Annotated in this window: 20 protein-coding genes; 12 read left to right on the top strand and 8 right to left on the bottom strand. The window is 44.1% G+C overall.

Going from position 1 to position 26,228, the window contains the following annotated elements:
• The first annotated feature begins 214 nt into the window (after window positions 1-214).
• The 7 genes from murJ to LDO37_RS15145 all read left to right on the top strand — a co-directional run bounded on the left by murJ (window position 215) and on the right by LDO37_RS15145 (window position 10,341).
• Window positions 215-1,774, top strand: coding sequence for a murein biosynthesis integral membrane protein MurJ (gene murJ / locus LDO37_RS15175; RefSeq protein ID WP_126606232.1), 1,560 nt, complete (start codon window positions 215-217; stop codon window positions 1,772-1,774).
• Window positions 1,775-1,893: 119 nt separating this feature from the next.
• The gene (ribF, locus tag LDO37_RS15170) at window positions 1,894-2,823 is read left to right on the top strand and encodes a bifunctional riboflavin kinase/FAD synthetase (RefSeq protein ID WP_126606231.1); all 930 of its coding nucleotides are present in this window, start codon (window positions 1,894-1,896) and stop codon (window positions 2,821-2,823) included.
• Between the two features lie 71 nt (window positions 2,824-2,894).
• Window positions 2,895-5,735, top strand: coding sequence for an isoleucine--tRNA ligase (ileS, locus tag LDO37_RS15165; protein ID WP_126606230.1), 2,841 nt, complete (start codon window positions 2,895-2,897; stop codon window positions 5,733-5,735).
• Between the two features lie 14 nt (window positions 5,736-5,749).
• The gene (lspA, locus tag LDO37_RS15160) at window positions 5,750-6,265 is read left to right on the top strand and encodes a signal peptidase II (RefSeq protein WP_101112333.1); all 516 of its coding nucleotides are present in this window, start codon (window positions 5,750-5,752) and stop codon (window positions 6,263-6,265) included.
• Window positions 6,266-6,419: 154 nt separating this feature from the next.
• Window positions 6,420-6,851, top strand: a complete 432-nt coding sequence (gene fkpB / locus LDO37_RS15155) for an FKBP-type peptidyl-prolyl cis-trans isomerase (protein ID WP_101112332.1) — start codon at window positions 6,420-6,422, stop codon at window positions 6,849-6,851.
• 91 nt (window positions 6,852-6,942) lie between these two features.
• The gene (gene ispH / locus LDO37_RS15150) at window positions 6,943-7,896 is read left to right on the top strand and encodes a 4-hydroxy-3-methylbut-2-enyl diphosphate reductase (protein ID WP_126606229.1); all 954 of its coding nucleotides are present in this window, start codon (window positions 6,943-6,945) and stop codon (window positions 7,894-7,896) included.
• Between the two features lie 183 nt (window positions 7,897-8,079).
• A complete protein-coding gene (locus LDO37_RS15145; RefSeq protein WP_185829702.1) occupies window positions 8,080-10,341 on the top strand; it encodes an ATP-binding protein in 2,262 nt (753 codons plus the stop codon).
• Window positions 10,342-10,413: 72 nt separating this feature from the next.
• Here LDO37_RS15145 and LDO37_RS15140 read toward each other — a convergent pair whose 3' ends face one another.
• The gene (locus tag LDO37_RS15140) at window positions 10,414-11,898 is read right to left on the bottom strand and encodes a carbon starvation CstA family protein (protein ID WP_126606227.1); all 1,485 of its coding nucleotides are present in this window, start codon (window positions 11,896-11,898) and stop codon (window positions 10,414-10,416) included.
• Between the two features lie 500 nt (window positions 11,899-12,398).
• Here LDO37_RS15140 and LDO37_RS15135 point away from each other — a divergent pair, with 500 nt between their 5' ends.
• A complete protein-coding gene (locus LDO37_RS15135; RefSeq protein ID WP_126606226.1) occupies window positions 12,399-13,478 on the top strand; it encodes a transporter substrate-binding protein in 1,080 nt (359 codons plus the stop codon).
• Window positions 13,479-13,541: 63 nt separating this feature from the next.
• A complete protein-coding gene (locus LDO37_RS15130; protein WP_126606225.1) occupies window positions 13,542-13,892 on the top strand; it encodes a DUF2799 domain-containing protein in 351 nt (116 codons plus the stop codon).
• Between the two features lie 53 nt (window positions 13,893-13,945).
• On the opposite strand, the gene murQ is transcribed toward LDO37_RS15130, so the two are convergent.
• Both murQ and LDO37_RS15120 read right to left on the bottom strand, forming a co-directional pair.
• A complete protein-coding gene (gene murQ, locus LDO37_RS15125) occupies window positions 13,946-14,911 on the bottom strand; it encodes an N-acetylmuramic acid 6-phosphate etherase (protein ID WP_126606224.1) in 966 nt (321 codons plus the stop codon).
• A gap of 47 nt (window positions 14,912-14,958) precedes the next feature.
• Window positions 14,959-16,071 carry an anhydro-N-acetylmuramic acid kinase gene (locus LDO37_RS15120; RefSeq protein ID WP_185829701.1) on the bottom strand — a complete coding sequence of 371 codons (1,113 nt, stop codon included), beginning with the start codon at window positions 16,069-16,071 and terminating at the stop codon, window positions 14,959-14,961.
• A 385-nt stretch (window positions 16,072-16,456) separates the two neighbouring features.
• On the opposite strand from LDO37_RS15120, the gene nagZ reads away from it, so the two are divergent.
• Window positions 16,457-17,443: a beta-N-acetylhexosaminidase gene (gene nagZ / locus LDO37_RS15115; RefSeq protein WP_126606222.1), complete on the top strand. Its 987-nt coding sequence runs from the start codon at window positions 16,457-16,459 to the stop codon at window positions 17,441-17,443.
• Between the two features lie 59 nt (window positions 17,444-17,502).
• Here nagZ and btsR read toward each other — a convergent pair whose 3' ends face one another.
• A complete protein-coding gene (gene btsR, locus LDO37_RS15110; RefSeq protein WP_126606221.1) occupies window positions 17,503-18,225 on the bottom strand; it encodes a two-component system response regulator BtsR in 723 nt (240 codons plus the stop codon).
• Complete coding sequence (locus tag LDO37_RS15105; protein ID WP_126606220.1) at window positions 18,219-19,901, bottom strand: sensor histidine kinase; 1,683 nt, start codon at window positions 19,899-19,901, stop codon at window positions 18,219-18,221. The genes btsR and LDO37_RS15105 overlap by 7 nt, the downstream gene beginning before the upstream one ends.
• Window positions 19,902-20,116: 215 nt before the next feature.
• Here LDO37_RS15105 and LDO37_RS15100 point away from each other — a divergent pair, with 215 nt between their 5' ends.
• Entirely contained in the window at window positions 20,117-21,193 is a 1,077-nt protein-coding gene (locus tag LDO37_RS15100; RefSeq protein ID WP_101112321.1) for a 3-deoxy-7-phosphoheptulonate synthase, read from the top strand.
• 11 nt (window positions 21,194-21,204) lie between these two features.
• Window positions 21,205-22,329 carry a bifunctional chorismate mutase/prephenate dehydrogenase gene (gene tyrA / locus LDO37_RS15095; protein WP_126606219.1) on the top strand — a complete coding sequence of 375 codons (1,125 nt, stop codon included), beginning with the start codon at window positions 21,205-21,207 and terminating at the stop codon, window positions 22,327-22,329.
• Between the two features lie 106 nt (window positions 22,330-22,435).
• On the opposite strand, the gene LDO37_RS15090 is transcribed toward tyrA, so the two are convergent.
• From LDO37_RS15090 to ettA, 3 genes are all read right to left on the bottom strand, one after another.
• Window positions 22,436-23,470, bottom strand: coding sequence for a M23 family metallopeptidase (locus LDO37_RS15090; protein WP_126606218.1), 1,035 nt, complete (start codon window positions 23,468-23,470; stop codon window positions 22,436-22,438).
• An 11-nt stretch (window positions 23,471-23,481) separates the two neighbouring features.
• Complete coding sequence (locus LDO37_RS15085) at window positions 23,482-23,850, bottom strand: PilZ domain-containing protein (RefSeq protein WP_126606217.1); 369 nt, start codon at window positions 23,848-23,850, stop codon at window positions 23,482-23,484.
• Between the two features lie 183 nt (window positions 23,851-24,033).
• Entirely contained in the window at window positions 24,034-25,701 is a 1,668-nt protein-coding gene (ettA, locus tag LDO37_RS15080) for an energy-dependent translational throttle protein EttA (protein WP_101112317.1), read from the bottom strand.
• Window positions 25,702-26,228 lie beyond the last annotated feature (527 nt).

The following is a 26,228-nucleotide window of genomic DNA, read 5'->3' as shown; positions in this document are numbered from 1 at the left end:
ATTTAAGGGCGAGGAATATCCCTCATTTGCGCTTAATTGTCAAATGATTTGTGCAAAAACCAGCCTCATCCAAACAATCTTTGGAATAGAAGGTCATCGCGGTTAAGATGGCGTGGATTCTAACAGCATTTTTATACCATTGCTAATAATTATCTCTGCTGAGCAAATGAAAGCGCTCTAGCAGATTTTTGAGTGTATTTTTTAGGGGATGTTCGTGAGTAAAAAGCTACTCAAGTCTGGCTTGATCGTCAGTATGATGACTTTTATTTCCAGAATACTGGGACTTGTAAGGGATGTAGTCGTCGCCAATTTAATGGGGGCAGGTGCCAGTGCAGATGTTTTCTTCTTTGCCAATAAAATCCCTAACTTTTTGCGCCGCCTTTTTGCTGAGGGCGCGTTTTCCCAAGCTTTTGTACCTGTTCTAACGGAATATCACGCCAGTGGCGATCAAGACAAAACCCGAGAATTGATTGCAAAAGCATCGGGTACATTAGGTGTCATTGTGACTGTGGTGACATTAATAGGGGTACTTGGCTCTGGTGTTATCACAGCACTATTCGGTTTTGGGTGGTTTCTTGATTGGCTAAATGGTGGTCCTTCTTCTGAAAAGTTTGTGCTTGCCAGCTTTCTACTGAAAATTACGTTCCCTTATTTATGGTTTATTACGTTTGTTGCGCTATCAGGCGCCATTTTAAACACGATAGGTAAGTTTGCGGTCTCCTCTTTTACACCAGTGTTTCTCAATATTATGATCATCGGGTCGGCGCTTTTAATATCACCACAATTAGAACAACCGGAAATTGGCTTAGCTATAGGCGTATTTTTAGGTGGTTTGGTTCAGTTTCTTTTCCAAATCCCTTTCTTAATAAAAGAGGGGATGTTGGTGAAACCTAAATGGGGATGGCACGATCCCGGCGTCGTAAAAATCCGAACCTTAATGATTCCTGCGCTGTTTGGTGTGTCTGTGAGTCAAATTAACCTTTTGTTCGACACGTTTATTGCCAGCTTTTTGGCGACAGGTTCGATCAGCTGGCTCTATTACTCTGATCGTTTATTAGAATTTCCGTTAGGTTTGTTTGGAATTGCCATTGCCACTGTCATTCTTCCAGCGCTTTCTCGAAAACATGTAGACTCCCAAAATGATGGCTTTGCGCACACTATGGACTGGGGAGTCCGAATGGTTTTGTTGCTTGGTGTTCCTGCCATGTTAGGGTTAATTATACTTTCCAAACCAATGCTAATGGTGCTCTTCATGCGGGGAGAGTTCACGCCTCAAGATGTTGAGTTTGCGTCCTTATCTTTAATGGCTTACGCATCGGGCTTGCTTAACTTCATGTTAATTAAAGTATTGGCGCCAGGCTATTACTCTCGACAAGATACAAAAACTCCCGTGAAGTACGGAATCATTGCCATGGCTTCTAACATGGTTTTTAACGCTATTTTTGCTTGGTTTTATGGGTACGTTGGGCTGGCTATTGCAACGGCATTGTCTGCCTTTGTGAATATGGCGTTGCTGTATCGTGGACTACATAGACAAAAAGTGTATCAAATCACCAAAGAAACACTTGTTTTTGCACTGAAACTTGTCATTGCTGGAGTGGCGATGGTGGCGGCGGTTTTATGGTTAAAGCCGACAATGGATATATGGTTGTCTTGGAGCTTTGGTTCTCGTTGCTTGCAATTAGCTATTTTGATTGGTGCAGGTGTTCTGGTTTACTTGATGTCAGTCTTGGTGATGGGGATTCGAATTCGCCACCTCAAAGCCGCCTCTTAATGAGTGGAATATTTTCAGAGTGAAACTCGCATCTTATTGCGGTTTGGGTATATAATCCGTCGGTTTCGTGCACAATAAAATGATTGAACAACGGCAAGTAAGCCTAAGCTAGAGATTTCATGGAGTTAATCCGAGGTATACACAATATAAAGCCCCGCCATAAAGGGTGCGTATTGACGATAGGTAATTTTGATGGTGTCCACTTAGGTCATCAACAAGTGCTGAAACAAGTGTCACAGCAAGCTCAAAAGATGGGGTTGCCCACCATGGTCATGACGTTTGAACCTCAACCCATGGAATTTTTTGCGCGGAATAAAGCTCCCGCGCGGCTGACTCGCTTGCGCGACAAAATTGTTCAATTAGAAAAGCTCGACATCCAGCGGTTACTTTGCGTTAACTTCAATGCAAATTTTTCAAGTATGAGCGCAGAAGGGTTCATCAGAGATCTATTGGTTGCCCAGTTGGATGTGAAATTTCTCGTCGTTGGCGACGACTTTTGTTTCGGTAAAGGTCGGAAAGGCAACTTTGAGATGTTGAAAAGTGCTGGCGAAGAACTCGGTTTCGAGGTTGTCAGTACCCAGAGCTTTAAAATGGATCAACTGCGTGTTAGCAGTACCGCTATCCGTGAAGCGTTAGCGACCGATGACTTTTCTCACGCAGAGAAAATGCTAGGGCGCCCGTACAGCATAAATGGTCGGGTTTCTCATGGTAGAAAGCTCGGTCGAACCATTGGTTTCCCCACCGCTAATATTCCATTAAAACGCTGTGTATCGCCTGTTTCAGGCGTGTATGTCGTTGAGGTGATTGGAATAGACGGCTCAGTATACGGTGGGGTGGCTAATATAGGTCAACGTCCAACTGTTGATGGTATTCGTCAACAACTGGAAGTGCATTTGTTTGATTTCAATTCAAACTTGTACGGTAAACAACTTGAAGTGTCATTACTTCACAAACTAAGAGATGAAATAAAATTTGACTCTCTAGATGCGCTAACAGCGCAAATTGAATTGGATGCTGAGGCAGCAAGGGTGTGGCTGCGTCGGCTTTAAAAGTTAAACGGTTTATTCCACCGTTCAGCACAATGTCTAACTTTCGCCCAATATAACGGAATTAAGAATCAATGAGTGAGTATAAAGATACCCTGAATTTACCTGAAACAGGGTTTCCAATGCGTGGCAATCTGGCCAATCGAGAGCCAGAAATGCTTAAGCGTTGGTACAAAGAAGACCTTTATGGCGAGATCCGTAAAGCAAAGAAAGGCAAAAAGTCTTTCGTATTACATGATGGCCCTCCCTATGCCAATGGTGATATTCACATTGGTCACGCACTGAATAAGATTCTTAAAGACATTATTATTAAATCCAAAACCCTTTCCGGTTTTGATGCACCTTATATCCCAGGTTGGGACTGCCACGGTCTGCCAATCGAATTAATGGTGGAAAAGAAAGTAGGCAAGCCAGGTAAAAAAGTGACGGCAGCGGAGTTTCGTGAGAAATGCCGTCAGTACGCTGCGGGTCAAGTTGAAGGTCAGAAAGAAAGCTTCAAACGTCTAGGTATTCTTGGTGAGTGGGACAAACCATACCGCACCATGGATTTTACGACTGAAGCTAACATCATCCGTGCTCTAGGTAAGATTGCCGATAACGGTCACCTACTAAAAGGTTTCAAACCTGTTCACTGGTGTACAGATTGTGGTTCTGCCTTGGCTGAAGCTGAGGTGGAGTACAAAGATAAAGTTTCTCCTTCAATTGATGTTCGTTTTAAAGCGGCAGATGAAGCTGCGTTGTTGTCTAAATTCAACTTAAACGAAGGTCATGAAGGTCAAGGTGATATCTCCGTTATTATTTGGACGACGACGCCTTGGACGCTTCCTGCAAACCGTGCTGTGTGTATGCGTGATGATCTGGAATATGTACTTATCCAAGTTGAAGCGAGTGATTCGTCGGAGCCTGAACGTATTATCGTTGCTTCCGAGCTTGCCAAAGATGTGATGGATCGTGCAGGTGTTGAACACTTCCACAACCTAGGCTTTGCGAAAGGTGCGGATCTTGAATTGTCTCAGTTCAACCACCCGTTCTATGACTTCACTGTTCCTGTGGTTCTTGGAGAGCATGTTACGACTGATTCTGGTACGGGTGTGGTTCATACTGCTCCTGGACATGGTCAAGAGGATTTCGTGGTTGGCAAACAATACAACCTTGAAGTGGCTAACCCAGTAGGCTCAAACGGCGTTTACCTTCCTGATACAGAATTATTTGCTGGTCAGCATGTCTTTAAAGCAAACGATTCTGTTTTAGATGTTCTAAAAGAGAAAGGTGCACTTCTGCATCACCACTCCTACGAACACAGCTACCCGCATTGCTGGAGACACAAAACCCCAATCATTTTCCGTGCAACACCACAGTGGTTCATTTCTATGGATCAAGCGGGTCTGCGTGCAAAAGCACTTGAGTCAATTAAAGGTGTTGAATGGATGCCTGAATGGGGTCAGAGCCGTATCGAGGGTATGATCGAAGGTCGTCCAGAATGGTGTGTTTCTCGACAACGTACTTGGGGTGTGCCAATTGCATTATTTGTGCACAAAGAGACGGCTGAACTGCATCCGAACTCATTAGAACTTATTGAAAAAGTCGCGAAGCTAGTAGAAGAGAAAGGCATTCAAGCTTGGTGGGATGTCGACGCAGCAGAGCTTATGGGCGCTGAAGATGCAGACAAGTACGAAAAAGTACTGGATACACTAGACGTATGGTTCGATTCGGGTGTCACTCACTATTCGGTGGTGGATTCTCGTGAAGAGTACAATGGCAACTCTGCTGACCTGTACCTCGAAGGTTCTGACCAACACCGTGGTTGGTTCCAGTCTTCGCTGATTTCATCCATCGCGATGAAAGACGAAGCCCCATACAAGCAAGTGCTCACGCACGGCTTTGTAGTGGATGGCAATGGCCGTAAGATGTCTAAGTCTATCGGTAACGTGGTTGCTCCTAAAGACGTTACTAACAAGCTAGGTGCGGACATCCTACGCCTATGGGTTGCTTCTACTGATTATACTGGCGAAGTTGCGGTATCTGATGAAATCCTTAAGCGCTCTGCAGACGCATACCGTCGTATTCGTAATACCGCGCGTTTCTTCCTTGCTAACTTAAGCGGTTTCAATCCAGAAACGGATCTTGTACCAGCAGAAGAAATGGTGGCGCTTGATCGTTGGGCTGTTGGTCGCGCTCAAGCAGCACAAGAAGAGATTGTTAAAGCGTACGGAGAGTACAATACACACGCTGTAACCCAACGCTTAATGCAGTTCTGTTCGATCGAAATGGGTTCTTTCTACCTGGATGTAATTAAAGATCGCCAGTACACAGCGAAGCCGGGCGGTCACGCTCAACGCAGCTGTCAGACGGCACTTTACTACATTGTTGAAGCGCTGGTTCGTTGGATGGCACCTATCATGTCATTCACTGCAGACGAGATTTGGAACGAAATGCCGGGCGCACGTGATAAGTTTGTCTTCACGGGTGAGTGGTTTGAAGGCTTGTTCGGTCTTGTTGAAGGCGAAGAGCTAAACAACGAATTCTGGACTGACATTCAATCTGTACGTGGCGCTGTAAACAAGCTTCTTGAAGACGCTCGTAAAGAGAAAGCGATTGGTGGTTCGTTACAAGCCGAAGTGACACTTTATGCAGATGATGCTCTCGCAGCAACGATCAGCAAGCTTGAAGATGAGCTTCGTTTTGTTCTTCTAACTTCAGCGGCACAAGTTAAACCGTTGAGCGACAAGCCTGGCTCGGCTCAAGAGACAGATATAGAAGGTTTGTTCGTTGAAGTTGCGGCGACGGATGCTGAGAAATGTGAACGCTGTTGGCACCATACACCAGACGTAGGCACTATCGAAGGTCACGAAAAAGTATGTGGTCGTTGTGTGTCAAACGTCGATGGTGAAGGCGAAGAGCGTAAGTTCGCTTAATATTGGGATTCGATATGAGTGATAATGCGTTATCGATGAAACAATCGGGTGTTCGCTGGCTCTGGCTGGCGGTACTGATTTTCATCGCAGATATTGGTATTAAGTTCATCGTTATGGACAACATGGGGTATGGCTGGACGAATCGCATTGAGATTACGTCTTTCTTCAACCTATTATATGTTCATAACTATGGTGCAGCATTTAGCTTTTTAAGTGATCAAAGTGGATGGCAACGTTGGTTGTTCTTCAGCATCGCACTGGTTGTTTGTGGTGTATTGATCCGCTGGATGAGAGCCTTACCAGCATCAGATAAATGGCTAAATATTTCTTACGCCATGGTGATCGGCGGTGCGGCAGCCAATAACTTCTATGACCGATTGGTTCATGGTTATGTTGTTGATTACCTCGATTTCTATTGGGGAAGTTACCATTGGCCGGCATTCAATTTAGCAGATGCTGCGATTGTGCTTGGCGCTGCTCTCATTTTGCTTGATGGATTCCGTAAAAAACCGGAAGAATCACCTCAATAATGAGTACATAATTTGAATAACCCTAAGCGCTGTCCGTTGATTCGGATGGCGCTTTTTAATATAAAGGCTAAAAATTGGAAGACACTGGCATAAGCTGAGTTGTGTTCCCGTATAAAAAGCCAAAGCCCAATAATGAAAATAAGGACATAACTCTGTGACTACGATTACTGCAAATTCTGCTGTGACATTGCACTTTACGATCAAACTCAAGGACGGTTCTGTCGCGGATAGCACGCACAGCATGGGTAAGCCTGCAAAATTCGCAATGGGTGATGGAAGTCTGAGTGAAAACTTTGAAAAATCTCTATTAGGTTTGGTTCAAGGTGAGCAAAGAAACATTGAACTCGGTGCTGAAGATGCATTTGGTCAACCGAACCCAGACAATATCCACCACATGGACAGAGCACGATTTATTGGTGAGGAAAAGGTAGAGGTAGGAACCATTATGGCCTTTTCGGGTAAAGATGGCATGGAGATTCCAGGCATCATTACAGAAATTTCTGGCGAATCTGTCACTGTGGATTTTAACCACCCACTCGCAGGGCAAGACGTGATTTTTGAAGTTGAAATCCTAGAAGTGGAATAAGCGGTAACCAATCCGTATCCCTGTAGATAGCTGCCTGCTTGAGCGGTAATAGGGATGACGGTAAACTACGTGCCATAAAAACGAAAGTACGATGAGCAATGAAATGAAAATACTGTTAGCGAACCCACGCGGTTTTTGTGCTGGGGTCGATCGCGCCATCAGCATTGTAGAAAGGGCATTGGAGATGTACCAGCCTCCTATCTATGTGCGTCACGAGGTGGTTCACAATCGCTTTGTGGTTGAAGGCTTGAAACAGCGTGGTGCCATCTTTGTGGAAGAGCTGCACGAAGTGCCAGACGACAATATTGTTATTTTTTCTGCTCATGGTGTTTCTCAGGCTGTTAGGCAAGAAGCCAAGCGCCGAAAATTAACAGTGTTCGATGCTACCTGTCCGCTTGTAACAAAAGTGCATATGGAAGTTGCTCGTGCAAGTCGAAGAAACATGGAAGTTGTACTGATTGGCCATGCTGGTCATCCAGAGGTCGAAGGTACCATGGGGCAGTACGACAGCGGTACAGGTGGAATGTATCTTGTTGAAAGACCTGAAGACGTTGCTTCTTTGGTGGTAAACGATCCATCTAACTTTCACTACGTTAGCCAAACCACACTGTCTGTGGACGAAACTGCCGACGTCATTGAAGAGCTTCGACGTGTGTTTCCTGAAATCCAGGGACCACGCAAAGACGACATTTGTTACGCGACTCAAAACCGCCAAGATGCAGTACGTATTTTAGCTACACAAGTTGATGCAGTTGTTGTTGTAGGTTCAACGAATTCATCTAACTCTACGCGTTTAAAAGAGCTGGCTGAAAAGCTTGGTACTCCGGGGTATCTGATTGATTGCCCAGAAGCGATTGAAGCCAAATGGTTTGATGGCGCGAGCAAAGTTGGTGTTACCGCGGGTGCGTCGGCTCCTGAAGAGCTGGTTAACCAGATATTAGATCGAATTAAAGAACTTGGTGCCGACGAAGTAGAAGAAGTCCTTGGTCGGGAAGAAAATATGTTTTTCGAAGTTCCACGAGAGCTCCAAGTGAGAGAAATTTAAAAAAATCTCGAACATATCAATAAAATAAAGCCCCGAACTGCTCGGGGCTTTACTATTTTTAAATTAGGGTGAAAGAAGTACTTTATCTATTTCATTGTGTTAGAGCGTTCAAGTAGAGAGGTAGGGCAGCGAATGGATTTCAATTCGTGGTTTTCAAGTAATGTTTCAATCAAGAGAAAACTTTTGCTAATCACCGTTTTTATTTTAGTGATTGTCTCCGTCTTTACTTGGATTTCAATATCTTCGCTTTCTGCTTACAAACAAGCTAACTCTGATTATCGTAATGAAGTTGCTGCTCGCATTGGTTTATTAAACAATCTTCGGTACCAACTAGGGTATAACGGTGCGATTCACCAGTTCAAAAACTATGTCCTCAGAGGCAAGCTCAAAGATAAAGATGCGGCGAGTGAGCACTTTAAAGAAGCCAAAATCGTTATCGCACAATACAAATCTTTAAATCTAACTATCGCAGAGAAACACGCGCTAAATGCGGTAGACCGAGTGATTACTGAATACCAAAGCAAACTGTTTCAAATGCCGGTTGAGTACCACAGGCGTTTGAGTGTTACTCAGATTGATGATCAGGTCAAAGTTAATGATGAGCCCGCAATACATGCTTTGAACAATCTTGAACACACCGCGAAAGAGCGTGAGTCCGATCAACTCCATCGCGTGAATGCACTTTTTTCGGAAATGCGTTGGAAAGTGCTTACCGCCACCATTACTATTTTTTTAGCATCAATAGTGTGCCTTACTTGGCTCTACTTAACTTTAACGCGTCGGCTTAAGCAGTTTGCTCGTTACAGTGAAAAGATGCGTGACGGCGTATACAACCATGATGAAGGGTTGAATGAAACGCTATCGTGGGAGGGGGACGAATTGAATGAGATCGCCACTAACCTTGAAAGTATCATTGAACTGTTGAAATGCGAAAAGGAGAGGGCGGAGGATTCAAGTAAAGCGAAAACTGAATTTTTAGCGGTGGTTTCCCATGAAATTAGAACACCAATGAATGGTGTACTTGGTATCGCTCAGTTATTGCAGAAAACAGATTTGAGTGACAGCCAAAGAAATCACTTGGTTAATTTGCATGAATCTGGTGAGCATATGATGACTTTGCTTAACGAGATTCTTGATTATTCCAAAATTGAGCAAGGCAAGTTTGACTTAGACTGCCAGCCATTTGCCTTTACTCACTTGATGGGTTCGGTGAGTAGTATTTACCAATCTTTAGCTGAAGAGAAAGGCATCGATTTATACATCGATAATAAAGTCGATCACGAAAGGTGGGTGTTTGGCGACAAGGCTCGTGTTAGACAAGTTATGTTTAACTTACTCAATAACGCGATCAAATTTACAGAGAAAGGGTTCATAGAACTTCAAACTTCTGAGCAGATCAAAGGCGATCGTATTGATTTGATTATTCAACTCAAAGATACCGGAATTGGGATGAGCCCAGATACGCTGACCAAGCTTTTTAATCCATTTGAACAAGCCGACAGCTCTACAACTCGAAAGTTTGGCGGCACGGGGTTAGGGCTCTCAATCGTGTCTAGGCTTATCAATCAAATGGGAGGTGAAATTAAGGTTGCCAGTGAGTTAGATATGGGCAGTTGTTTTACCGTGATACTACCTTTGCCCCTTGCCAAGCCTCAGCTAACCGTAGTGCAAGATTGCAGACCGCTTAATTACAATGGACTGAAAGCACTCATTGTTGAGGATAATCGCTTAAATGGCATGGTGCTTCAATCCATGCTTAAGCAATGCGGCTTTATCACCGAATGCATTGAAAATGGCGCATTAGCGCATAAGTTAGCACAGGAAAAAGTCTTCAACCTTATTCTAATGGATAACCATATGCCGGTGATGGATGGTGTTGAAGCCACCTATATGATCCGCCAAGATTCCCTAAATAAAAATGCATTGATAATAGGCTGTACCGCAGATTTATTTAAAGAAACTCGCGATAAAATGAAGCAAGCCGGTGTCGATGATCTTATCTCAAAACCAGTTGTTGAAAGGGAACTACATGAAACGCTGAGCAATTATGCGAATAAGCTATTTCCTAATGGGATTTTGTACAAACCCAGCTTAGACACGGAAAAGCACATCGATACAGATTCAGTGGATGTGAATCTCATTATGCGTAAAAACGCAGTGGCTTTTGATGTGATGCCAGTATTCATTAACAGTGTTATTGAAGAAGCTCTGTCCGCTGTTACGGAATTAAACATCGCCCAACAGAACCAAGAACTCGATGCAATTGTGCGCTCCGCTAACATATTAAGCGTGCTGTTTGAAAAGGTAGCGTTACCCGGAATGGTTGTATTAGCCGATTTGGTAGCAAAGCAGGTAAAAATTGACGATCAGCAGATCCATCAGTTGTTTGAGCTCACTCATCAATGGTTGGACGAACTCTGTTTGATTGCCGAGGAATGTGGATAAGCATTCAGAAAACAAAAAGGCTCGAATGAGCCTTTTTTCATATTCTACGCAGACATATTCTACTTCTAGCGGTTATACCGTTTTGGGAGTGGACGATGGTGTTTCTTCGTCTGCGAGTTCAGATTCACCTTTGCCTTTCGAAGTTTTAATCACGTAAGTCGTTATAAGTAGCGCAACGATAATCCCCGCTACTGTCGAAATATTAATTGGAAGACCAAAGCCAAGCTGATTGTTGCTTAAGATGAAGCTCACACACACCGTGGTCATGAAAATAGCGGGTACGGTGGTTATCCAGTGGAGTTTGTTGTGGCGAAGTAGATAAGCAGATGCCGTCCACAGCATCATAACCGCAGTGGATTGGTTTGCGAATCCGAAGTAACGCCAAATGATGCCAAAATCAACCTGAGTCAAGATGCCACCCAACACAAACAAAGGGATAGCCATCATAAGACGGTTACGCAGTGTTTTTTGTTCCATGTTGAAGTATTCAGCCAGAATCAAGCGGCTAGAACGAAAGGCTGTATCACCAGAAGTGATTGGAAGAATAACGACCCCTAAGAACGCAAGAACACCGCCGAATACACCTAGTAGCCCAAATGAAGCACTGTACACGACATTTCCTGGTCCACCATTAGCCACGGCATCAGACAGAGACTCTACCGAGCCGAAGAACGACAGCGCTAATGCACACCAAATAAGAGCGATAACACCTTCACCAATCATCGCGCCATAAAAGATAAAGCGACCATTCTTTTCATTTTCCATACAACGAGCCATAAGAGGCGACTGAGTGGCATGGAAACCAGAAATAGCACCGCATGCAATAGTAATGAATAACGCAGGCCACAACGGTAAGTCATTAGGGTTCATGTTAGTGAACATATCGCTGACTTCGTACCCTCCTAGAATGGTATGTTCATCGGACACGCCAATCGCGGTAATAAGTCCAACAGACATAAAGATGAGTAGCGCGCCAAACAACGGGTAGAAGCGACCAATGATTTTGTCGACAGGAACAACGGTAGCAATGATGTAGTAAGCAAAGATAAACACCACCATGGATGTCATGGTGACGGTGAAATCTGTTTGATCATTGATGAGGTTGGTTATCATACCAGCAGGTGCTGAAACAAAGACCACCCCGACCAATAGCAGTAGAACAATGGCAAAAATGTTCATAAAGTGTTTTGCGCCATTGCCTAAGTAGCGACCAGTAATGGTAGGCACGGATGCCCCGCCATTTCTTACGGAAAGCATACCAGAGAAATAATCATGGACCGCGCCAGCGAATATACAGCCAAGTACAATCCAAAGCATGGCAGCAGGACCATACAAAGCACCCATAATCGGACCGAAAATAGGGCCTACACCAGCAATATTTAGTAATTGCACCAAATACACTTTCTTGTTCGACATTGGCACAAAATCAACACCATCTTGCTTTGTATAAGCGGGTGTTTGACGATGCTCTTTAACGCCAAATATACGCTCAACGAACGTACCATATATAAAGTATCCGCCGATAAGTGCAGCGACACACATGAGGAACCACAACATATTCACATCCCGTGTAATTATTTAAACTCTTCACCTTGGATACTAAAACAGGGAAAAATCGACTTCATTGGCTACAGAGTTGAGTGGTGATATGGGAGGTTAAGTGGTTGCTATTAGGAATAAGTGGTTTTACTCACTAAAGGATGGGATCTTACGTTTGAGCATGGGCGTTTTGGGGTTTCGATGCTAATCAATACCCTTCGCAAAGTTGAGAATTATAGCGGAATATAAAAGTCATTTTAAACAGTGTGGTTATTAACTGTTTGATCGAATGGATATTTAATCTTCTTTCCTGTCTTATTTGTAAGAATTATTTTGCTATTGATGACATTGCACTTCTTGTGTTTTCTCTCTGGCTCCATTAGTTATGAGCAATAAAAAGAATGAATTGAGCTAAATATAAAAGCTAATACCCGCAAGGCAGGTTCGTACTCATAGTAAATTCAGTTCATTCGAATATGTCACTCTACTTTTAGACAGGACGTTCAAGAGGAATTTCGATGAAGACCATTCCCATCGGTGTACTTTATTCAAGTCAAAGCCAATACCGAAAAGTAAGCTATCAAACTTTGATAGGTACACAGTTTGGTATTTCACAAGTGAACGCCAATCCTCGATTCAATTTTAAGTTAGGCGCTATCCATAAAGACCCGTTTGGCGATTTATCTCGTTATGCAAAACAGACCGAGCGTCTTTTTAACCAAGGGGTAGAGCATATCTTTGGCACGACGACCCTAGATTCTAGAATGTTAGCCTTGGATGTTGTTCAGCGTCATTCGGGGCTGCTTTGGACCTCGTCTCTGTCTGGGGCTCAGCCTAAACATTCAAATTTGTTGGAATTCGGCTCCTCTCCGGATCAGCACCTTCTTCCATTGCTTGAATATTCCTTTGCGAAATATGGTACTCATGCTGCGGTTGTTAGCCCTAACGATCAGCTCGGCTGGGATTTAAGTGCGCTGACATCTTCTTTCTTCGATACAGGAGGCGGTGCCTTGAGTTTTAATAATTTTTATCGAGAAGGTTGCCAAGCTTTTGAATACACATTGAAGTCTTTGCTGATTGCGCGCCCTAAATTTGTCGTAAACCATCTGATGGGGAATGCGAGCTACGCTTTTTTAAAAGCGCTTAACCAACGTTGGAAAGGTAAACCGATTCCAGTCATTTGCACGCACCTAAGCCGCAGTGAGTCAGTTGCTTTGGGGGCTCTGCCTAACTTAGTTTTGCTGTGTGGAAGTAATTTCTTTGAGCAAGTTAACCCAATGTTTTCTCAGCGTGTATACCGAGATTTTGCGAAAGTGTACGTTTCTGGTGGCTTTGTTTCAGCTTATTTATCTGTGCTGGCATTGGCGTACTCAATCAAACGAGCTGAAAGCTCAGATCCGAAAGACGTCAAGCGAGCACTCACCTCGATTACTTTGCCTGCTCCATTTGGCGGAAAAGCGCTTTTTACCAATCATTACTTAAAGCAGCCCAGTTTCGTTGCCCAGCTCAATGAGGAGGACGTTACCTTATTGGAAACGGAAAACGTGTGCTCGGAAAGAAGAACAATCAACACTTCGCAACTTGCTGCCTTGGAATAAAATCAGGCAGAGCTTGTGCTTTCATCGTAAACTGATAGTTCTAGGTAAATATCAGGTATAACAATGAAACAACGTTTAGTGGCTTTAGTAATGGGAACATTGCTTGTTGGGTGTTCACCCAGCGAGTTTTTGACCGATGACAGTGACTGGTATTCAGTTGGCTACCGAGATGGCGTGAAAGGTCAGACCCAGCGTTCTTTTCAAGATTTGGCGGAATATGGTCAAGTAAATCATGCGGATTATGATCAAGGCTATCTCGCTGGTGTCAAAGAGTATTGCAATCCCGCCTTTGCCTATCAGATAGGGTTGTCCGGCAGTTTTTACGAAGGCGTTTGTGAGGGCATGCCAGAAGCACAAAAGTTTCGGATGGAATGGCAACGAGGCTGGAATCAAGGTTCTGGGCGAAGCGAGTAACTTCGCCAGATTCATGGTTAGAAACTTTTGGAAAGAGAGTCCTTGAAAGGAATTTATTGAGGGGCTATTTTGTTCTGCTTTTCGATCTCTGACTCATCTGCTTGGGATTCTTCGACTGCACGGCGTAAAAAACCTTGTTGGTTTGATAACTGTTTTTGGGCTGTGTTGAGATCATTGCCAGTCAGCAACATCAATATCGCTAGCTTCACATCATAGTGAGTTTGTTCTAGCTTCTCTCTGGCTTCCTCCTTTGAACAATCCGTTGCCTGAACAACAATTCTAACGGCACGGGCAATGAGCTTTTCGTTACTGGCTTTTACATCCACCATGAGGTTTTGGTAGCTTTTCCCTATTCGGATCATGCTCGCTGTAGAAAGCATGTTCAGTACGAGTTTCTGAGCCGTACCCGACTTCAAACGCGTCGACCCGGTTAACGCTTCGGGACCAACAACTGGGCTAATGGCGAGTTGGGCACATTTCGCAATGGGAGAGCTAGGGTTGCAAGACAATGCGATAGAGTATGCTCCAACTTCATTGGCGTACTCCAAACCACCTATCACATAAGGGGTTCTGCCACTGGCAGCAATGCCAACCACAACGTCTTTTTCGGTCAAGGTAATGCCCGATAAATCCTCTTTACCTAAGAGTTTATTGTCTTCTGCGCCTTCTTGAGCTTTAAACATAGCTTCTTTCCCACCCGCAATAAGCCCGATGACCATTTGATCTGACACGCCGAACGTGGGAGGGCATTCAGAAGCATCCAAAACACCTAAACGACCGCTAGTTCCCGCGCCTAAATAGATAAGTCTGCCACCCTTCAAGAAAGCGTTGGAAATCTTGTCTACCGCGGAGGCGATATTGGGGAGCTCTTTTGCTATGGCTGTCGGGACTTGCTGATCTTGCTGATTGAGTTTTTCAACGATTTCAAGCGAAGACAAAAGATCGATATCCATGGTGTCAGGGTTTCGTCCTTCCGACACAAGGTGTGCAAGAGCAGAGAGTAGTGCGTCATTAGCCATGATGTTGTCCGTATTAGTATTTGCGACGTTTCGTATTCGTGACGAGTTTAATTTGCGAGGTATATTACACCTAATGAAGCGAGTTGACGTGCTCCAGTTACCTCAGGCGCATTACTAGGAAGGCCATGAACACGTCGTTGGGCTAGCCAAGCAAACGCCATTGCTTCCATGAATTCACTGTCAACGCCCGTATTTTTGGTATCTTTTACATGCCAAGTAGGGAGCAATTCATTGAGCCTACTCATCAGTACTGGGTTCATAGCGCCTCCTCCACAAACCAACAAAGTAGGCTCTTCGCCGAAACTTTGTTTATCTACTTCTAAGGCAATGCTGGATGCGGTGAGTTCCAAGAGCGTAGCTTGTATATCCTCTGGTTTTAGATGAGTAATACCATCAAACTGATCCAACCAACTCAGGTTAAAAAGCTCTCTCCCTGTACTTTTCGGGGAGGCAAGAGAAAAGTAAGGATCCGACATAAACTGCGCGAGTAGAGCAGGGTTAACTTTGCCAGAATTGGCGAACGCACCGCCTTTATCGAAGGGCTGACCGGTATGCTTTTGGCACCAAGCGTCCATTAGCATGTTGCCTGGCCCTGTATCGTAACCAATTAGTGGGGAAGTAGGGTGTAGTACGGAAATGTTAGCAATTCCACCGATATTCAAAATAACTGTGGTGGACTCTTGGGATTCATACAACCACTGATGAAAAGCGGGGACTAACGGCGCGCCTTGCCCCCCTAACGCCATATCTTTTCGGCGAAAGTCAGCAATAGTATCAATACCTGTTTGGGAGGCTATTATGTTTGCATCCCCTAATTGCATAGTAAAACGAGTATCTCCAGTAGGCTGGTGGAAAACGGTTTGCCCATGGCAACCAATTGCTGCGATGTTTTGCTTCTCTATCGACGTGGTTTCCAGTAATGCATTGACACTGTCAGCAAAGAGAGCGCCAAGGTCATGATCGAGCTCACCGATGGTTTTCACGCTTGTCGGTTGCCCTTCACATAGGGCTAGAATTCTCTGTTTGAGTTCTATAGGCATTGGATGAACATAGCTTTTGATAAGTGAAATATTGCTTTCAGATATTTCCGTCAAGGCAACATCAACACCATCCAAACTCGTTCCGGACATCACGCCAATGTAATACTGATTTTGATTCACCCTGCGACTCCCAGACATTAAATTAACTGACTACGTTAAAAGATTTTTGTAATAATAAAGCGAATATTCTTAATTGGTTATACCCAAGCAACCTCAATATACGAGTTTCAGCGACTTCTCTACTAAAAGATAGGGAACTGGATATCAGGCAAGGCACTGATATGAAGATCTAGTTATTCTAAATCAAATATCAGTAACGTAGCATGAAATCCAGTTAAACTCGCCCTTGGGAGCCCATATTCTGTCCAATTTCATCGTCAAAGAACTTGGAAAGGACCGGTCATTCCGCTACGTTCTTCTCCTTGAACTGGAACAGAATATGAGGCTCTGAGACCTGTATCTTGAGGTTACTTGGGTATAATTAAACTACGAGGCTTTGAACATAATGGGACCACTTTGGATTGATGTTGCCGGATACGAGCTGGATGCAGAAGACAAAGAAATACTGCAACACCCAACTGTAGGTGGGGTAATCCTGTTTTCGCGCAATTATTACGATAATGAGCAATTACTTGCGTTGAACAAAAGCATCCGACAAGCCGCCAATCGCCCAATATTGATTGGGGTGGATCAAGAAGGTGGACGTGTACAGCGCTTTAAAGAAGGGTTTAGCTTGATTCCACCAGCACAAAGCTTTGCCTTACAACCCAATGGCAAAGAGGCGGCAAAGCAAGCTGGGTTTTTGATGGCTGCCGAATTAATTGCCCATGATATCGACCTAAGTTTTGCCCCAGTTTTAGACAAAGGACATGAATGTAAAGCGATAGGAAATCGTGCCTTTGGTGACGATATTGAAAGTATCGTGACGTACAGTTCGGCATTTATGGAAGGAATGAAAACAGTTGGCATGGCGACAACAGGAAAGCACTTTCCTGGTCATGGCGGTGTAATAACCGATACTCACTATGAAACAGCCAAAGACGAAAGAGACTTCATTTTCGAACAAGATATGGCTGTGTTTAAGGCACATATAGAATCGGGTGTGTTGGATGCCATGATGCCAGCGCATGTTATTTACCCTGAATACGATTCACAGCCAGCCAGTGGCAGCCCTTATTGGTTGAAACAAGTATTAAGAGAGCAGTTAGGATTCACAGGCATCGTTTTCTCTGATGATCTTAGTATGGAAGGAGCGGGAATCATGGGATCACCAGCAGAACGTGCAATGCAATCGCTTGAAGCTGGGTGTGACATGTTACTGATGTGCAACAACCGAGATTATACCGTTAGTGCGTTGGACAAACTGCCGATAAGTACCGTACCAAATGCAACTAGCTTGCTGAAAACGCAAAGCTTCTCTATGAGCGAGCTACGTATCAGTGATGAATGGAAATCGGCATCGGAAGCCATGAAGCGAATGCTGGATTGTTAAATTCAACAAACCCTAATCATTCGAGCTAACGGCTTAACGGCTTAACGGCATAACGGTTTTTACTGAATACCCAGTGTCTCTTTTAAACTCTTCAAAAATCTTCGGCTAACGGGCACTGGGTGCCCGCTTTGCGTAATAATTTCAGCTAGACCGTGTTCCAACAATTTAATTTCCCGAATCGCTTGGGTGTTAACCAGATACTGGCGATGACACCGCAATAACGATGTTTTCTGTTCGAGTACTTTTAGCGTTAGCTGACTCGTAGCGGTTTGCTCAGCGGTTTTCACTTGCACCCCTGAAATGTCAGTGTAAGCAAACTCAACATCTTGGATTGGGATAATGACAATGCGATTTAGCCCGATACAAGGGACTTGCTCCAATTTATCTTGCGTGAGTGCAGATATGTTTTGAGGTTCTTTTAACCGAGCGGTTTTAACTAGGCGAGAAACACACTTTTGAAGTCGGGATGGTTCGACGGGTTTTAAGAGGTAGTCGAATGCATTGTCCTCAAAAGCTTGAATCGCATATTGGTCGTAAGCAGTAACAAACACCACATTGGGCATGGTATCTGGATCGAGCATAGAGAGCAGTTCAATACCACTAACCTGAGGCATATGAATATCCAAAAAAACCACGTCCGGTTTACAGGCGTTGATTTTCTTTAACCCTTCAATGGCATTACTGGCTTGGTCGATGACATCGATCTCCTGGGTTTCTGCCAGTAATTCGCACAGTTCTTCTCGAGCAAATTGTTCATCATCAATGATCAAAGCGGTCAGCATTCCTTTGCCTCTGTCGTCGGGAGTTTAAAGCTCATTCTTGTGTATTTCTGTGGCTGGCAGTCTATATGTAATGTTGATGATCGCCCCAGTAGGTTAGCGAGGCGCTTATTCACAATATCCAGCCCTAATCCAGAGTGGTTCTGTGCAGGCGCTTGATAGAGCCCCGCATTGTCTTCAACCACTATGGTGTGTTCGCCATTTTCGGTATGGCTATATATTCGAACTTTACCATTTTCTAGAAGCTGAGAAATACCATGCTTGATAGCATTTTCGACCAGAGGCTGTAGGGTAAAGCTGGGAATAATTTTTTCTAGCAAGGCATCATCTATCGCCCATTCAACTTCCAGACGATCGCTAAAACGCGCTTTTTCAATGGTGAGGTACGCGTTCACGTGATCCAATTCTTCTTTCAGCCGAACCGTTTCTATATTTTGCTTAAGATTACTCCGGAAGAATTGAGATAAATGTTGAATTAGATCCCTAGCCTTATCTGGGTCTCGTCTTGTAATGGCACTGATGGTGTTCAAAGCATTGAACAGGAAATGCGGGTTAACTTGAGCGTGAAGTAGCTTAATTTCAGCCTGAGTGAGAAGCGTTTGTTGTTCTTGATAATCGCCATACAAAATCTGGCTGGAAAGCAGTTGGGCTATGCCCTCCGCCATCGACATATTGATAGTGGAAAACAGCTTTCGTTTGGGTTCATAAAGCTTGATGGTACCTATTACATCTTCTCCGGCTTTCAACGGAATAATCAGCGCCGAGCCTAGCTTACAATTCTCAGATAAGGAGCACTGGTAAGGCTGTTCTCTGCCGTCAAGGTAAATGATTTTGTTGTTGGAAATCGCATCTAGAGTGCTTTTCGATGATATGGGGGTATTGGGTTTATGGTGATCATCACCTATTCCCACAAAGGCAAGAATCTTATCTTTGTCGGTAATGGATACAGCACCCACTTTGGTTTCTTCATAGATAATACGCGCTATTTTGTTTGCGTTACTGGCATTAAATCCAGAGCTCAGAATACCAACTGAACGTTCTGCTATCGTGAGTGCTCGCCGAGAAAATGCGGCGGAGTACTTTTCGAAAATGGTTTTTCTATCTTGTAAGATGCTCATGAACAGGGCTGCACCAACAGAGTTAGCGATGATCATTGGTGCTGCAATGGCGGAGACCAACTGATAAGACTGAGCAAAAGGCTTTGCAACGATCAATATAATCAACATCTGAACAACTTCTGCAAAGAGTGTGACGGAGAAGACCACCAAGGGGTTGAAGAGCTGGCTCGACCTGTTTTTTCTTACGTAGTAACTATGCAGTACGCCCCCAATGAGTCCTTCAGCTGTTGTTGATATCGCGCAGGCAACATCGGTAAAACCACCAAGAGAGTAACGATGCATTCCCCCTGTAAGACCGACGGCAAAGCCAACAACCGGTCCACCAAATAAACCTCCCATGACTGCGCCAATGGCTCGCGTGTTGGCGATTGCATCATTAATCTGTAAGCCAAAGTACGTCCCCATAATGCAAAACAAAGAAAAAAGGACGTAACAGCTAAGTTTGTGGCTTAAACGCGTAGAAATACTAAGTAGTGGCAAAAAAATAGGGGTTTTACTCAGCATATAAGCCAGTACGAGGTATACGCACATCTGCTGAAGTAAAGATAGTATGAGATCCATAGCCACTTTCCGTAATTATTTAAGGCTATTTTAATCGATAATGTTCGCTGTAAGTTGTTAAGGAGCTCGTAATTCTTATTGTAAATATAAATTTACACTAAATGTTTTTTTATGTTTACACTTGAAATCTATTTTTTTGCTGTTATTTTGTTCTTTATTGGATTTGAGGCTCGCTGGTTGTGGTGGGTGTAATTTAAAGTTTACAGGTAATAAAAATGCAAAAGAGCGAATTGAGCAACATACACATCAGTGACGAGCAGGTTCTAATTACACCTAATCAGTTGAAAGACAAAATCCCACTGAGCGATGAAGCGCGTCAGTTTATTCAGCAATCTCGTCAGGAGATAGCAGACATTATCGATAAGAAAGATCATCGTTTGTTGGTTGTCTGTGGACCTTGCTCAATTCATGATCTGGATGCCGCTAAAGAATACGCAAAGCGTCTGAAGGCATTGTCTGAAAAATTGGATGACCAGATTTACATCGTCATGCGTGTTTACTTTGAGAAGCCACGTACCACTGTTGGTTGGAAAGGGTTGATTAACGACCCTCACTTGAATGGCACATTCGACATTGAGCACGGGCTTCATGTGGCTCGCCAGCTGCTTGTCGATCTAGCTGAAATGAAAATCCCGCTAGCGACGGAAGCTCTAGACCCAATCAGCCCTCAGTACCTAGCTGATACGTTCAGTTGGGCGGCGATCGGTGCTAGAACAACGGAATCACAAACTCACCGTGAAATGGCCAGTGGTTTGTCTATGCCTGTTGGTTTCAAAAACGGTACGGATGGCAGCCTTGCGACCGCAATCAATGCAATGCAGGCAGCATCTTCTGGTCACCGCTTCATGGGGATTAACCGTGAAGGTCAGGTTGCTTTATTGACGACGCAAGGTAACCCTAATGGTCATGTTATTTTGCGTGGCGGTAAACAAACCAACTACGATTCCGTTTCTGTCGCAGAATGTGAAGAGGAAATGTCGAAGTCTGGACTGGATGCTGCTTTGATGGTGGATTGCAGTCACGCGAACTCGCGCAAAGATTTTCGTCGTCAGCCGCTTGTGGCCGAAGATGTTATTCATCAAATCCGCGAAGGAAACAAGTCGATTATCGGTCTGATGATTGAAAGCCATATTAACGAAGGTAATCAGCCTTCAGACATTCCAGTAAATGAGATGGCTTACGGGGTTTCCATCACCGATGCGTGTATCAATTGGGATTCAACTGAGGCACTATTAACGCATGCACACCAAGAGCTTGTGCCGTTTTTACAAGACAGAATAAAAAATCAATAAGGTAATACTGGATGGCAGTTGAACTGAATGAATTGAGAGATCAAATTGACCTAGTAGATAAGCAAATGGTCGATCTGCTGGCGCAAAGGCTAGCACTGGTAGAGAAAGTCGGGGAAGTAAAAAGTCAGCACGGTTTGCCTATTTACGTCCCTGAGCGCGAAGCCACTATGTTGGCTTCTCGTAGAGAAGAAGCTGAAAAACAAGGTGTTCCACCTCAGCTTATTGAAGACATTTTGCGTAGAACCATGCGCGAATCGTATGCCAGCGAAAAAGATTCAGGATTCAAATGCCTCAACCCAGAACTGGGTTCGGTTGTCATTGTTGGTGGACATGGCCAACTTGGGGGATTGTTTGGGCGTATGTTCCGCTTGTCTGGGTATGACGTAAAAGTACTCGGTAGCCAAGATTGGGAACGTGCCGATGAAATCCTCGATGGAGCAGGGCTCGTTGTTGTAACGGTTCCTATCCATTTGACGGAAAGTGTGATTACTAAGTTGAACAACCTCCCTGAAAATTGCATTTTGTGTGATTTGACGTCGATAAAGTCAAAACCACTCAACGCGATGTTGCGATCGCACTCTGGACCGGTTGTTGGGTTGCATCCTATGTTTGGTCCCGATGTGCCAAGCTTAGCAAAGCAGGTTGTTGTTTACTGCGATGGTCGTGGTGAGGAAACTTACCAATGGTTATTGAAACAAATTGAGATTTGGGGCGCGAGCCTGTGTAAGTGTGAAGCCCAAGAACACGATCATGGTATGACCCTGATCCAGGCTCTGCGCCACTTTACTTCTTTTGCATATGGTTTGCATTTAAGTGGAGAGAACCCCAATATCGAAAATCTATTGCAGCTAAGCTCCCCAATTTATAGGCTTGAACTTGCTATGGTTGGTCGTCTGTTTGCACAGGATCCGAATTTGTATGCTGATATCATTTTATCTTCCGATGAAAACATCGAAATGATTAAACGCTTCCACCAGAGCTTTGGTAATGCATTGGCCATGCTTGAGGGCGATAACAAACAAGAGTTTGTAGAAAGCTTTGAAAAGGTTGGAGAGTGGTTTGGTGGGTATTCCCAGCAGTTTATGGAAGAAAGTCAGAAGCTACTAAAACAAGCAAATGATGCCATTCATCGTTAACCCTTTATCTACCAATTAAATTAAAAACGGCTCCTGAAGGAGCCGTTTCTATATAACCAGATTGGGATTAAAGAATTCCAAGCTTATTGCAGTCAGTTAACTACGGTCAGTTTACTGCTGGCGTCGATGAGGTATTTTTCACGGTATCAACCGAGCTAGGTGCCGAGCTTGGGTTTTGTGTCAACAAGACCTGCAGCTTCACAACGTTGCTCATGACATCGACCAGAGATGCCCATTTAATACTGCGTTCTTTTTCGAACAAAGTATCAAAGTTTTCGGGAGTCCAGTCCATAAAGTGTTTAGGGTTTAATGTTCTACCTAAAAATCGTACTTCATAATGTAGGTGAGGACCGGTAGAGTTGCCCGAGTTTCCACATGTTGCAACGACATCACCCTTCTTTACAAACTGACCGCTACGGACGTTAAAACCCTGCAAGTGTGCGTATGACGTCATGAATCCAAAAGCATGGCGTAACTTCAATAAATTGCCATACCCTTTCTTACTTGGGCGTCTTAGCTCAACTACGCCATCTGCGGGAGCCAGTACTTGCTCTCCACGTTGGCACGTGAGGTCTATACCCAAATGTCGGTGGCGTCTGCCTGTAATTGGGTTTTTTCGATAGCCGTAGTTGGATGAAATTCGTTGATAAAGAACAGGGCTGTCATTAGGAAGTAATCGAAACATAGTGGCACGCACAGCGGAGTTGATCGCGGCAGCATCAATTCTCTGCTCTAAAGACAATTCTGCATAGTCTACGACGGATGTTTCTTGCGTAATCCCAAGCACTGATTCCACATCATTCACACGCTTGCCTAGAGTTAGGATTTCTCCTTTCTTCTCTTCCAGTTCTTGAGTCAGAGAATGGTTCGTGCTGATTTGAGCTTCATACAGAGCTTTAAATTGATCGCTCTTTTGGTCGAGATAGTCGATTTGAGATTGGGCATGACTGAAGTTTTGCTCTGATCTTGCCAGTGTATTCTCTGCACTGGATTGGGCAGAGAAATACTGATAAACAGAGGTGCCAAGTAAGCTAGGGAGGGCAAAAAGAGAAAGAACAACCAATGCAGTTGCTTTTCTTCCCACAAAAAAGTGCTGAACCCCAGACGAAGTCGGGATTGATATTTGTATTTGTCGTGACATTTATTGCTTTTTTAAGCACCTAAATCAGATAGCTGCTCAATTTCTCTGTGCAAAAGGGCTTCATCGCCAACATTCAGCTCGACCAGTCGCTTCAAGTGGCTGATGCTGTCGATATCAATATGATGAATGCTAAGACGCATAAAATTATCGTTTAGCTCCACTATTTCAGCTTCCAATGATATCACAATGTCACTATCAGGTAACTCGATGTCGACATACAGCATGTTACTTGTATCGAAATCATGATTATCAGGTGAGCCAGAAAGCAAAAGACCATGCAGAGAAAGATCTCGAATGTCACTGTTTACAGTTAAGTCGCCTTGCACCAATTTTGCGGGGGCTTGGTAGATTACGCGAGAAAATCGACGGCGTTCAATCATAGTGTGCTCTCTTTCGGTTCATGCTTAAATTTTGCCTTATGGTAACTGTTGTACAAGGCTAATGGGTAAAGAGTCGGCTTTTTTGTGACGCTTAAGCGCCTCGTTTCAACGTTCGATGAATTAACTCGAATATATAAGAAAAAAGACCGCATAGGCGGTCTTTTTTACACAATACAAATAATGTTACTTCGCAATGCGCTTATATTTGATTCGATGAGGTTCAGCTGCCTGTGCCCCGATCGTCTGTTTCAACCACTCTGTGTACTCAGTATAGTTGCCTTCATAGAAATTCACCTGACCTTCGTCACGGTAATCTAGAATATGGGTGGCAATTCTATCTAGGAACCAACGGTCGTGCGAGATAACCATTGCACAGCCCGGGAATTCCAATAGAGCCTCCTCAAGTGCACGTAGTGTTTCAACATCAAGGTCGTTGGTTGGCTCATCGAGTAGCAATACGTTGCCGCCCGCTTTCAGAAGTTTTGCTAAGTGAACACGGTTGCGTTCACCACCAGAAAGCTCACCAATGATCTTTTGTTGGTCGTTGCCTTTAAAGTTGAAGCGAGAACAGTATGCACGAGCAGGGATTTCGAAGTTGTTGATCTTAATAATATCAGCGCCTTCAGAGATCTCTTGGAATACCGTTTTCTTGTCGTCCATGCTGTCACGGAACTGATCAACAGAAGCTAATTTCACTGTTTCACCAAGTTCAACGGTTCCTGAATCAGGCTGCTCTGCGCCACTCAACATTTTAAATAGTGTTGATTTACCTGCGCCGTTAGCACCGACGATACCGACAATAGCCCCTTTAGGCATACTGAAAGAAAGATCATCGATAAGAACGCGATCACCGAACGATTTAGTTAGGTTCTTAACTTCAAGGACTTTGTCGCCCAAGCGCTCACCTGGTGGGATGAACAATTCATTGGTTTCGTTACGTTTCTGGTATTGACCTGTCGTCAGTTCTTCAAAGCGAGCCATACGCGCTTTAGACTTGGCTTGACGACCTTTCGGGTTTTGGCGAACCCACTCTAGCTCTTTCTCAATTGTTTTTTGACGTGCGCTTTCGCCAGCCTTCTCTTGCTTCAGACGCTCATCTTTTTGCTCAAGCCAAGAAGTGTAGTTACCCTGCCATGGAATACCTTCACCACGGTCAAGTTCTAGGATCCAGCCAGCTGCGTTGTCTAGGAAGTAACGGTCGTGCGTGATAGCTACAACGGTACCGTTATAATCCACTAGGAAATGCTCAAGCCATGCAACGGATTCTGCATCCAAGTGGTTGGTTGGCTCATCAAGAAGGAGCATGTCTGGCTTTTCTAGAAGTAGGCGACAGATCGCCACACGGCGGCGTTCACCACCCGATAGGTGCTCAATTTTTGCATCCCATTCTGGAAGACGAAGTGCGTCAGCCGCACGCTCTAATGCTGTTTCTAGGTTGTGCCCATCTTTTGCTTGGATAAGTGCTTCGAGTTCACCTTGCTCTTTAGCCAGTGCATCGAAATCTGCATCTGGTTCTGCATACGCCGCGTATACAGCGTCAATGCGTTTAAGTGCGTCAGCGACGTCAGAAACAGCTTCTTCAACAATTTCTCGAACAGTTTTTGACTCATCAAGTACTGGTTCTTGAGGAAGATAACCGACATTAAGACCTTGCTGTGCACGGGCTTCACCATCAATATCAGTATCAATGCCAGCCATGATACGTAATAAGGTCGATTTACCAGAACCATTTAAACCTAAGACACCGATTTTAGCGCCTGGAAAAAAGCTAAGCGAAATGTCTTTAAGAATTTGACGTTTAGGTGGCACCGTTTTGCTCACCCGCGACATGGTGTATACGTATTCAGCCATTACCGACCTTTCCTGTTATTCGAAAAATTAGGGCTGTATTTTATACCCAAGTCACTCAAAGATGCTAGGTTCAGCGCGTTTAGAGTTGGGAAAGAGCCATTTTTTGCATTTTACTCAGTGCAATCAAGATACTTCTGTTTTTTCATGGCAGGCGCGATAGAAAAGGATACGTAGAATTGAGCGTTAGATTGCGGTTTTCGATAACAAACCGTCTACTAACTGGGATGGGAAAAGAAATTTTACAGAATAGATGAGACTTTTCTGGAACTGCTTGATTAGATAAGAGTCTAGCTTTATGTCCTTGTTTATCCATGCTCCCGCGATAATCAATTGGATGAGTTACCTTAAGGGCGAAATCGAATCTAGAATTATTCTTGGCAGTCAGGTTGTCTCTAGCCTGAATTTAAAGTATCACTATAAAACGTTGTTCATAAAATTGTGCTCTTATACTCAAGCTCCCAAGGGCGAGTTTGCTTGGCTTTCATACTGCGTTACCGATTCTTGATTTAGAACCACTAGATCTTCTA

It is taken from the genome of Vibrio penaeicida (assembly GCF_019977755.1).
Lineage (GTDB): Bacteria > Pseudomonadota > Gammaproteobacteria > Enterobacterales > Vibrionaceae > Vibrio > Vibrio penaeicida.
This window is presented reverse-complemented; position numbering and strand designations above follow the sequence as displayed.